This is a genomic window from Bacillus sp. ISL-47, assembly GCF_018613175.1.
Lineage (GTDB): Bacteria > Bacillota > Bacilli > Bacillales > Cytobacillaceae > Cytobacillus.
This window is the reverse complement of the sequence record NZ_JAGGQS010000012.1, coordinates 1-9,590: the sequence shown is the minus strand read 5'-3', so window position 1 is coordinate 9,590 and position 9,590 is coordinate 1. Positions and strand designations below refer to the sequence as shown.

Here is a 9,590-nt window from a genome sequence, read left to right as displayed (position 1 = left end):
CTCTCTTCCCGCAGGATCAAGTGCCTTCCACTCCAATCAACTCAGTAATTAACACTAGTTTGTAAGCAACAAACTTTGCGAAAACAGCCTTTAAAAAAGAGCCTATGTAAAAAAGCCGATACGCAGACAGTATCGGCTTTAGGCATAATTATTTACTTATAGGTTTTTTCAGTAATCCAATCAATAGTGATGATACAAATGCACCTGCGATGATTCCTACAAGGTAAATTACCCACGGACCATCAACAAGAGGTACAACGAATACCCCGCCATGAGGCGCTCTTAATCCAATTCCAGCCATCATTGAAATGGCACCCGCCACGGCTGAACCCGCCATGATGGATGGAATGACGCGCAATGGATCTGCCGCAGCAAACGGGATAGCACCTTCAGTTATGAACGAGAATCCCATAATATAGTTTGCTTTTCCTGCATCCTGTTCCTGTTTCGTAAATCTACTTTTAAACAAAGTTGTTGCAAGTGCGATTGCAAGAGGGGGAACCATACCTGCAGCCATTATGGCAGCCATTGGTTCGTATACGCCGTTAGCCAACAGTCCGGTACCAAAGACATATGCTGATTTATTAACCGGGCCGCCCATATCAAAGGCCATCATTAGCCCTAGGACAACTCCAAGAAGCACTGCATTTCCAGTTCCTAGACCTGAAAGCCACTCAGTAATGGCAGTATTCAAAGCTCCTACTGGCCTATTTACCACATAAAGCATTAGCAAACCAGTAATAGCGATTCCGAAAAGCGGATAAAGCAAGATCGTTTTGATTCCTTCGAGGGAAACTGGCAGTCCTGCAAAGGCCTTTTTTAAACCGACTACAACATATCCCGCAAGGAAACCGGCAATAATACCGCCAAGGAAGCCAGCTCCGCCAGTAGCAGCCAGCATTCCGCCTACAGCACCTGCTGCAAAACCAGGACGATCTGCAATACTCATTGCAATGAATGCTGCAAGAATCGGTACGATCAATCCGAAGGCATTTCCGCCGCCGATTGTCATCAATGCTTCTGCAATTGGATGATAGGAAGGATCGTTAGGATCTGCAGCTTTATATCCGAACATAAAGGAAATAGCTATCAAGATTCCGCCTCCAACTACGAATGGAAGCATATTGGATACACCGTTCATCAGATGCTTATAGATGCCAGTCTTTTGTTCTTTTTTATTTTCAGATCCAGCAGTGCCATTTGAGCCTACACCTTTATAAACTGGAGCATCCTGTTTTAGCGCTTTTTCAATTAATTCCTGTGGTTTGCGAATTCCGTCCGCAACTGGAGTTTCCAGCAAGTGTTTACCGCTGAATCGCTCCATTTCAACCTTTGTGTCCGCAGCAACGATGACAGCTGTTGCGTTTGCAATCTCTTCAGGTGTCAAAACATTTTTAGCTCCGCTGGAACCATTTGTTTCAACTTTAATATCAACACCTAGTTCAGCTGCCTTTGTTTTCAGAGAATCTGCTGCCATATACGTATGTGCGATTCCTGTAGGGCAAGCTGTTACCGCAACGATAAAACGTTTGCTGTCTGCAATATTTTGATCTTCCTCTTCTTCTGTTTCATCATAGCTGTCAATGATATCTATAACTTCATTCGCTGAAGCCGCATTTAAAAGCTTTTTGCGGGCTTCTTCGTTCATTAAAATGGAGGAGAGCCTTGATAATGCTTCCAGGTGTGTATTATTTGCGCCTTCAGGGGCTGCAATCATGAAGAATAAATGGGCAGGCTGACCATCAAGAGATTCATAATCCACTCCTGCTCCTGATTTACCAAACGCAATTGCAGGCTTCTTTACCGCACTCGTTTTAGCATGTGGAATGGCAATTCCGTCACCAATGCCTGTTGTGCTTTGCTCTTCCCTTTTTAAGATGGCTTCTTTGAATGCTGAGCGGTCATTTAACTTTCCAGCCTCATCAAGCTTATCTACCAGGCCATTTATAGCATCCAGCTTGCCCGTTCCGCTCATAGAGAGCAGGATTGTGTCTCTTGTAAGCAATTCTGTAATTCTCATCCTAATTCTCCCCTTTTAGGTTGATCTTTGAAATTGAAACCTGAGGAAGCAATTCCTCTGCCTTTTCCTTCGTGCAAAGACCCAATGAAAACGCGGTTGCGCTTCCGGATGCTACACTGTATTGAAAAGCTTTTTCTATATCTCTGTATTTTTCAAAAGCTGCCAGGAAGCCTGCTACCATAGAGTCTCCTGCCCCGACTGAGCTTACCACTTCCCCTTGAGGGACACTAGCAATATATGCATTTTCATCTGTGACCAAGACCGCGCCTTTTCCGGCTAATGAAACAATTACATTTTGTGCGCCCATTTCTACAAGCTTTTGGCCATATGGGATGACTTCTTCTGCGGCTGTAAATTCAGTATTAAAGATTTCCCCTAATTCATGGTGGTTAGGCTTTATTATAAATGGCTTGTAAGAAAGGACCTTTTTCAGCAATTCGCCTTCAGCATCAACTACAAATGCTGTCCCGTTCTCCGAGCAAATTTTGACCAGTTCTTCATATGTTGTTTCTGGCAATGTGGAAGGAATACTGCCCGCTAAAACGAGCAGATCCTCATCAGAAAGACTGCCTATTTTCTTTTTAAGGTCCTGAAGATTCTTTTCTGAAATAGTTGGACCTTTAGCATTGATTTCTGTTTCTTTTCCAGTCTTTATCTTTACATTAATCCTAGTATCTTCAGCCACTAGGACAAAGTCAGTATCAATGTTTTCATTTTTTAAGTAATCGGCGATATAGTTTCCCGTAAATCCGCCTATAAAACCAAGTGCTTTGCTATTAACATCCATTCTGTTTAACACTCTTGAAACATTGATCCCTTTTCCGCCGGGAAATTTCGTATCAGTTTGCATGCGGTTTAATCCGCCAATTTTTATCTCGTCCAACTCTACGATGTAGTCCACTGACGGATTTAACGTCAATGTGTGTATCATGCTGTCACGACCTTTATTGTAGTTTTGCTGGTATAAGGCTCCTGAGGCTCCCTATCCAGCTCATTCGTAATGATTGTTGCTGTATGCAGATCGGCAATTTTGGCAAAAGCTATTTCCGAGAACTTCGTATCATCAGCAAGCACAAAGGCCTCTCTTGTGAGCGAAATAGCCATTTGCTTAACCATGGCCTCATCCTGGTCCGGAGTGGTGTATCCAAATTGTGGATGGATTCCGTTAACACCCATAAAGCATTTGTCAAAGCGATAATGCTCAAGGCTTGCCAGCGCTCCCCTGCCGATAATAGCTTTTGTCTGTTCTTTGGCAAAACCGCCAATTATAAATGTTTTAATATTCCGTTCGAGCAGTGCATTGATATGCATTAACCCGTTCGTTACAACGACGATATCATTTGAAGGCAAAAACGGGATCATTTCTGTCACAGTAGAACCAGCATCCAGATAGATGGAATCTCCTTCTTCAACAAGGCTAGCAGCATATTGGGCAATTTGCCGTTTTTGCTGAAGGTTTTTAGAGGATTTTTCAGTCATGCTCGGCTCCTGCAGCTTTCCTTGAAGCCTTGCTGCCCCGCCATGAATCCTTTTCAGGTATTTTCCCTCCTCCAGCTGAGAGAGATCTCTTCTGATTGTTGATTCCGATGTCTCTGTTCTATCAACCAGGTCCTGAATTTTTACTACACCTTTATCTTTTAAAAGCTGCAGAATCAATTTATGGCGCTCCGGTGTTAACAAAACATCACCCCCAAAATACTGTTTCTTACCTTGATTACATCATACTGAAACCGATTGCAAAAATCAATTATTTCCATTCAAAAATATTCAAAAACAGTCATTATAATGATTGTTTTTGAATGTTTTTCAATATTTCAACATAGTGGATTGTAATTAAAAGAATATTTAAATATATCAAAATAATAGTTTGCTCTCTGTGCATTATTATGCTAGAATCAAAAATAACAATATATAGTTTTTCTATTCTTCTAATAACACTATATATTGTTTCATTTTTTGAATTGACTCGTTCCAAGGTCTCTTTTTGGTCCGCTTTCAAAACTGGAAGCGGATTTTTTTTGTTTTTAGAAATAAAAAACACTCCTGCCTTTGGAGTGTTACTGCCGCAATTAAGTTCTTGCAAACATATAAATAAAGAGCACTACTATGTAATAGTAATGCCCCTATACAAACATATATCAATTTTCTTCATAATTCACAAGGTCTTCTATTTTTCCATCTTCCTTATGAAGGATGGCCATTGTTCCTGCTTCCTCAGCCATACGTTTGGCTTCTCCTACAGCATCGGATCTGGATTCAGCTGTATATTCAGGATCATCCTGGCCTTCTTTTTTGACTGCCCATCCTTCCTCATCATGCGGTACTACATGGAATCTTGCTTCATCTGTTCCTTCACGGTCTTTAAAATATTGTTCCTGTTCTTCACTGCGATTATTTTGGTTATTGTTTGCCATGGTCATACCTCCTGGTTGTTGTTAGTTTGATATCATCAAAGTGTTAAGCAGTATCACTTTACCCTGTTGGCATGGAAGGAAACCTAAAAAGGAGGGATGCAGATTTATGCAACAAAAAAAGATGCTCAAAAAAGAGCATCCCTGAATTAATAGTCGTTCTCGGAACAAGTTTCTTCTCTGGCTTGGCGTTCATCATGCCACAGCTTCAGGTGGGTGAGGATTGTGAACAGAAAAAAGAAGTTCATCGCCCATATCGTTACAAAAGGGCTGATCCCGCCAAAGTCAATCGTTTGGTAGCCTTTTAAAAACATGACAATATACGCTTCAACAAAAACGAGGAAAAATCCCCCAATACCAGCGACTGACATTCGAATCATGCCTCGCCCTCCTTTTTCTTTCTTTATAATTATTATAATCCTATCTCTATTTTGGTACAATATCGCCGGTGAAAATATTCTGTTTAATCCCGCAATACTGCAGTGTGTCCTTCTTTTTTAACAATTTCATATTATTGCCATAATCTTTCTGCAGATGTGTGAACACTCTTTCAAATCGATCCATTTTTGGTTACTTCAGAGTATATTATAAGTGTAATCATCAATTAAATTTTTGGAAGGAAGCGATTAGGATGTTTGTAAAATGGCTTAGAGAAAATCATATTGCTGCTGCACTTCTCACTGTGATCAGATTATATCTTGGGTATTCTTGGCTGACTGCCGGTTACCATAAAGTAGTGGATGGCTTTGATGCGTCCGGATTTTTGCAAGGAGCGGTTGCCAAAGCAACTGGCGATCATCCAGCTGTTCAAAGCTGGTGGGCAGCCTTCCTTGAAGGCATTGCTGTTCCAAACGCAGAGTTATTCAGCTTTTTGGTAGCTTGGGGAGAATTGCTTGTAGGCCTTGGATTAATTTTAGGATGCTTGACCACTGCCGCTGCTTTCTTTGGAATTATCATGAATTTTGCCTTCTTGTTCTCTGGAACAGTCAGCACGAACGCGCAAATGGTCCTTTTAACTATATTCATTCTTGTTGCAGGCTATAACGCCGGAAAATTCGGTCTTGATCGCTATGTCACCCCATTCCTGCGCAAACTATTCAAAGGGAAACTGGGACGAAATGAAACAATCGCCTCTTAATCTACCTATTATATAAAGCCCGTTCGATTTCGAACGGGCCTATTTTTATTTTTCTTCACTTGTTTTTAAAAAGGTTAAAATGACAAATAGCAGAAAGCTAATCAGCAGAATGACTCCACCGAAGATATAAAGAGCTGTGTTGACTGCTTCTGGCAAAAACGCCGGCTGATAAATATGCAGTGCCATTCCGCCTGTTAATCCAATAGAACCAGCAGCCGCAGTCATGACATGCAGCTTTGGCAATACCTTGCTGGCTGGAGTAAAAATTTTATAATAGACGGCCCAAGCAAAAAGCGATAACCATCCAACAACCAAAATATGTGCATGGATTGGTCTAATGGCATAATCATTCGTTCCAGCCATATGAGCTCCTAAGCCAGCGCCAATTAAAGCAAAAATTGCGGAAAGTCTTAATAGAAATTTACTGTACGGATGCATTGTTTGTTCCCCTTTTCGTTGTTTGTTCTAATAGCTGGCCATCCTGCATGGCATAAATCCGGTCACAGAATGGCAATACCCCTTCGTCATGCGTCACAATAATACCCGCTTTGTTTTTCTCTTTTACAATCCTGGAAATTAATCTGATAATCGCCGCACTTCGGTTTGAATCCAGGCTGGCTGTCGGCTCGTCCGCCAATATGATATCCGGGTCATTAGCAAAGGCTCTGGCAATTGCCACCCTTTGCTTTTCACCACCTGAAAGCTGATGGGGATAATGGCTTGATCTATGTTCCATGCCAACTGATTCTAATAAATTTCTAACATAATCACTTTTCTCTCCCCTGTTATGTTTGGCCATTTTCAGAACTAGACCCAGCTGCTCTTCTACTTTCAGGTAAGGTACAAGATTTGAAGTTTGAAAGATATAGCCAATGGATTGCAGCCTGACATCAGCTTTTTCAACATCAGAAAGACTGGAAACGTCTTTTCCATTTATATAAATTTCACCATTATCCGGGGTCAAAAGCGCTCCGGCAATCGATAGAAATGTACTTTTCCCTGAACCCGAGGGACCTATAACTGCTGCTAATTCGCCTTTTTCAACTGCAAAAGAAAGATCACTTAATATTTTAATATTTTTATCACCGTCATTAAAGGATTTATTGATTTGTTTAAGAACCAAAGGATAATTTCCCATTATTCCACCCTTCCCATTGCCTGAATTGGATCTGCTTTTATGATGTTTATGCTGGAAATAAGTGATCCAAAAAGTGATACCATACACAGGATTGCTGCGTATTTAACAATCTGAACCATATCAAATACAAAAGGAATATTTGTTGGCAGCAAAAGTCCTGCAATCCATGTAAAAGCTATTGCTGCCCCTATACTTATCACTGTCAGCATTAAAACCTGTGCTAAAGTACTTTTTATTAAAAAGCCCGTTTTGGCTCCAATTGCCTTTAAAATACCCATCTGGCCCTTCTTTTGGATCGTCATTATATAGAAGAAAGCTGCCAGGACAAATACAGCAATCACAATCAAAAACGTAAGCATCATGAATAGAGAATTCTGTTCAGCCTCGTAGCCTGGAATACCGCTAATAACCTTCTCTTTTTCCACCCAAATGCCATCTGCAGCTTTGGTGATTTTATCCTGTAGAACTTGATCCTTCTCCTGCATTGCCAGAAAGCTGGCTTTTCCATTTGTTAGCTCACTCCAGTAATCAAGGGATATAAACGCAACTGGTGTATGGCTATAGGTTTGATGTACCGCAAATCCTGAAACCGTAAATATTGCACCAGTGCGCTCATCCTTCAGCACATCCCCAACCCTTACACCCTCATTCTTTAGAGAGCTATCCACAACCATAGAGTTTTTGGCAGTAAGTGCTTTACCCTTGATAACGCTAGGCTCTAAAAAACTGCCAGGATTTATTGCCATAAAGGTTACATCCACCTTTTGATTTTCCCTTCCTTGCAGTGACGCCATTTGGATGGCTGCAGGCTGAATTTTAGCCGAAGAAGATTCTATTTGATCCTTGCCAATCTCTATACTTGAACGATCTAACCTTAATTCTGCATCACTGGAAATAAAAAATGCTCCCACATCCATTGTTTTGAATGAGGATGCATTATCCATTGATAACCCGTTTGCAAGGCCATTTATGATAAAAACCAGCGCAGCGATAAAAAATAGAATAAAGCTTATTAGCAGATACCTTACCTTAAAAAAACGCATCTCCTTAAAGGATAATGAGAACATCTCCAATCACCTTCCTCTTCTTTCTTCTCCTTAACTATAGAAGTTGAATATGAACAGAAAATGAACAGATGTTTACAAATTATAGGATTAATAAAACATTAATGTTAACTTAAAACAAAAATAAGTTGACATATAACACAACCTGCTATTATCCTAAATTGTATAAATATTAATTCCCCAGGAGGCATGATATGAAAAAAGGATTAAGAACGATTGATTTAACATTGGCTGGAATGTTTGTTGCTCTTATGGCTGTAGGAGCAAACATTACCACATTTGTTCCGTTTATGGTGATCGGCGGAATTCCTATTACTCTGCAAACCTTTTTTGCCATTTTGGCAGGAGCCATTTTAGGAAGCCGCTTAGGTGCTATAACAATGGGAGTATATGCCTTCGTCGGTCTTGCAGGGGCTCCAGTTTTCGCTAAATTTGGCGGAGGGTTTGCTTCATTATTAAGTCCCACATTTGGATTTATCCTATCTTTTATTTTTACAGCTTATGTAACAGGCAAAATCATTGAAAAGAAAAAATCCCTGCCCGTTTATGTTACTGCTGCCTTATTAGGCATGATAATCAACTATGTATTCGGGACGAATTGGATGTTTATGGCTTACAAGCTATGGTTTACAGCGCCAGAAGGCTTTACCTATCAAATGGCATGGCTGTGGATGGTTGTCCCGCTTCCAAAAGATATTATTCTATCCGTTTTTGCCGGAATCATGGCTTACCGCTTGGAGCATAGAGTATTTGCCCGCAGCCAATTCAGAAAAATAAACCGCGCAGCATAACACAAGAGGAGGAGTTTCATGAATTATCGAGAGTTAGCTCAAAATGTATTGGAAGGATATGAACTGACAGATGCAGAGGCTTTGGGAATTCTAAATTGCGGAGATGAAGAACTGCTTGATTTATTGCATAGCGCCTATAAAATACGACATAAATACTATGGAAATCAAGTCAAGCTGAATATGATTATTAACACTAAATCAGGCTTATGCCCTGAAAACTGCGGCTACTGTTCACAATCGAGCATATCCACAGCTCCTATTGAAAAGTATAGAATGATGGATAAAAAATCCATACTCAAGGGAGCGACACAAGCTCACCAGCTTAACGTTGGCACTTATTGTATTGTGGCGAGCGGAAGAGGGCCAAGCAATAAAGAATTAGAAGAAGTTATATCAGCTGTTAAAGAGATAAAGGAATCCTATAATATGAAGGTTTGTGCCTGTCTTGGGCTCCTAAAGCCAGAACAGGCTGAAAAGCTGAAGGAAGCAGGAGTGGACCGCTATAATCACAATGTCAACACCTCAGAAACTCATCATGAAACCATTACTACATCACATACATACCAGGACAGAGTCAACACGGTCCAATTAATTAAGGAAGCCGGAATATCTCCATGCTCCGGTGTGATCATCGGCATGAAAGAGACCAAACAGGATGTAATCATGATGGCCAGAAGCCTTAAAGCTCTTGATGCCGATTCTATTCCCGTTAACTTTTTACATGCGATTGATGGTACGCCGCTCGAAGGTACAAATGAGCTGAATCCTCGCTACTGCCTGAAGGTGCTATGCCTGATGCGTTTTATAAACCCTTCTAAGGAGATCCGCATTTCCGGGGGCAGGGAGGTTAATCTTCGCAGTCTTCAGCCTCTTGGCTTATATCCAGCGAATTCCATTTTTGTTGGCGATTATTTGACCACCGCCGGCCAGGAAAGTACAGCTGACCATCAAATGCTGAAAGATCTCGGTTTTGAAATTGACTTTGTTTCTGATAATAAAGTGCTAACTTAAATCGAGTAGGAGGGGGT

At 40.9% G+C, this 9,590-nt stretch carries 11 protein-coding genes; 3 read left to right on the top strand and 8 right to left on the bottom strand.

The genetic code is table 11. The annotated features are described in order from the left end of the window. Positions 1 to 148: 148 nt before the first annotated feature. The 5 genes from J7I93_RS05470 to J7I93_RS05450 form a co-directional block, all read right to left on the bottom strand. Positions 149 to 2,020 (bottom strand): PTS fructose transporter subunit IIABC, encoded by a 1,872-nt coding sequence (locus J7I93_RS05470; RefSeq protein WP_214724113.1) that lies wholly within the window; start codon positions 2,018 to 2,020, stop codon positions 149 to 151. Between the two features lies 1 nt (position 2,021). Next, positions 2,022 to 2,951: a 1-phosphofructokinase gene (pfkB, locus tag J7I93_RS05465; RefSeq protein WP_214724111.1), complete on the bottom strand. Its 930-nt coding sequence runs from the start codon at positions 2,949 to 2,951 to the stop codon at positions 2,022 to 2,024. Then, positions 2,948 to 3,700 (bottom strand): DeoR/GlpR family DNA-binding transcription regulator, encoded by a 753-nt coding sequence (locus J7I93_RS05460; RefSeq protein ID WP_214724109.1) that lies wholly within the window; start codon positions 3,698 to 3,700, stop codon positions 2,948 to 2,950. The genes pfkB and J7I93_RS05460 overlap by 4 nt, the downstream gene beginning before the upstream one ends. 458 nt (positions 3,701 to 4,158) lie before the next feature. Next, positions 4,159 to 4,434 (bottom strand): DUF2188 domain-containing protein, encoded by a 276-nt coding sequence (locus J7I93_RS05455; protein ID WP_214724107.1) that lies wholly within the window; start codon positions 4,432 to 4,434, stop codon positions 4,159 to 4,161. Positions 4,435 to 4,580: 146 nt separating this feature from the next. After that, a complete protein-coding gene (locus J7I93_RS05450; RefSeq protein WP_214724105.1) occupies positions 4,581 to 4,811 on the bottom strand; it encodes a hypothetical protein in 231 nt (76 codons plus the stop codon). 251 nt (positions 4,812 to 5,062) lie between these two features. On the opposite strand from J7I93_RS05450, the gene J7I93_RS05445 reads away from it, so the two are divergent. Then, a complete protein-coding gene (locus J7I93_RS05445; RefSeq protein WP_214724103.1) occupies positions 5,063 to 5,569 on the top strand; it encodes a DoxX family membrane protein in 507 nt (168 codons plus the stop codon). Between the two features lie 45 nt (positions 5,570 to 5,614). On the opposite strand, the gene J7I93_RS05440 is transcribed toward J7I93_RS05445, so the two are convergent. From J7I93_RS05440 to J7I93_RS05430, 3 genes are read right to left on the bottom strand one after another with little or no spacing between them, the layout of a single operon-like run. After that, positions 5,615 to 6,007, bottom strand: a complete 393-nt coding sequence (locus tag J7I93_RS05440; RefSeq protein WP_214724101.1) for a hypothetical protein — start codon at positions 6,005 to 6,007, stop codon at positions 5,615 to 5,617. Continuing rightward, positions 5,991 to 6,707 carry an ABC transporter ATP-binding protein gene (locus J7I93_RS05435; protein WP_214724099.1) on the bottom strand — a complete coding sequence of 239 codons (717 nt, stop codon included), beginning with the start codon at positions 6,705 to 6,707 and terminating at the stop codon, positions 5,991 to 5,993. The genes J7I93_RS05440 and J7I93_RS05435 overlap by 17 nt, the downstream gene beginning before the upstream one ends. Then, a complete protein-coding gene (locus tag J7I93_RS05430) occupies positions 6,707 to 7,774 on the bottom strand; it encodes an ABC transporter permease (protein WP_214724097.1) in 1,068 nt (355 codons plus the stop codon). The genes J7I93_RS05435 and J7I93_RS05430 overlap by 1 nt, the downstream gene beginning before the upstream one ends. 191 nt (positions 7,775 to 7,965) lie before the next feature. On the opposite strand from J7I93_RS05430, the gene J7I93_RS05425 reads away from it, so the two are divergent. Together J7I93_RS05425 and bioB are read left to right on the top strand one after the other, a co-directional pair. Then, positions 7,966 to 8,562 carry a biotin transporter BioY gene (locus J7I93_RS05425; protein ID WP_214724095.1) on the top strand — a complete coding sequence of 199 codons (597 nt, stop codon included), beginning with the start codon at positions 7,966 to 7,968 and terminating at the stop codon, positions 8,560 to 8,562. 18 nt (positions 8,563 to 8,580) lie between these two features. Continuing rightward, the gene (bioB, locus tag J7I93_RS05420; protein ID WP_214724093.1) at positions 8,581 to 9,573 is read left to right on the top strand and encodes a biotin synthase BioB; all 993 of its coding nucleotides are present in this window, start codon (positions 8,581 to 8,583) and stop codon (positions 9,571 to 9,573) included. Positions 9,574 to 9,590 lie beyond the last annotated feature (17 nt).

Excerpts from the sequence above, each read along its gene's own strand:
- bioB (WP_214724093.1), top strand. The coding sequence starts at position 8,581 with ATGAATTATCGAGAGTTAGCTCAAAATGTATTGGAAGGATATGAACTG.
- J7I93_RS05430 (WP_214724097.1), bottom strand. The coding sequence starts at position 7,774 with ATGTTCTCATTATCCTTTAAGGAGATGCGTTTTTTTAAGGTAAGGTAT.
- J7I93_RS05450 (WP_214724105.1), bottom strand. The coding sequence starts at position 4,811 with ATGATTCGAATGTCAGTCGCTGGTATTGGGGGATTTTTCCTCGTTTTT.
- J7I93_RS05445 (WP_214724103.1), top strand. The coding sequence starts at position 5,063 with ATGTTTGTAAAATGGCTTAGAGAAAATCATATTGCTGCTGCACTTCTC.
- J7I93_RS05455 (WP_214724107.1), bottom strand. The coding sequence starts at position 4,434 with ATGGCAAACAATAACCAAAATAATCGCAGTGAAGAACAGGAACAATAT.
- J7I93_RS05435 (WP_214724099.1), bottom strand. The coding sequence starts at position 6,707 with ATGGGAAATTATCCTTTGGTTCTTAAACAAATCAATAAATCCTTTAAT.
- J7I93_RS05440 (WP_214724101.1), bottom strand. The coding sequence starts at position 6,007 with ATGCATCCGTACAGTAAATTTCTATTAAGACTTTCCGCAATTTTTGCT.
- pfkB (WP_214724111.1), bottom strand. The coding sequence starts at position 2,951 with ATGATACACACATTGACGTTAAATCCGTCAGTGGACTACATCGTAGAG.
- J7I93_RS05470 (WP_214724113.1), bottom strand. The coding sequence starts at position 2,020 with ATGAGAATTACAGAATTGCTTACAAGAGACACAATCCTGCTCTCTATG.
- J7I93_RS05425 (WP_214724095.1), top strand. The coding sequence starts at position 7,966 with ATGAAAAAAGGATTAAGAACGATTGATTTAACATTGGCTGGAATGTTT.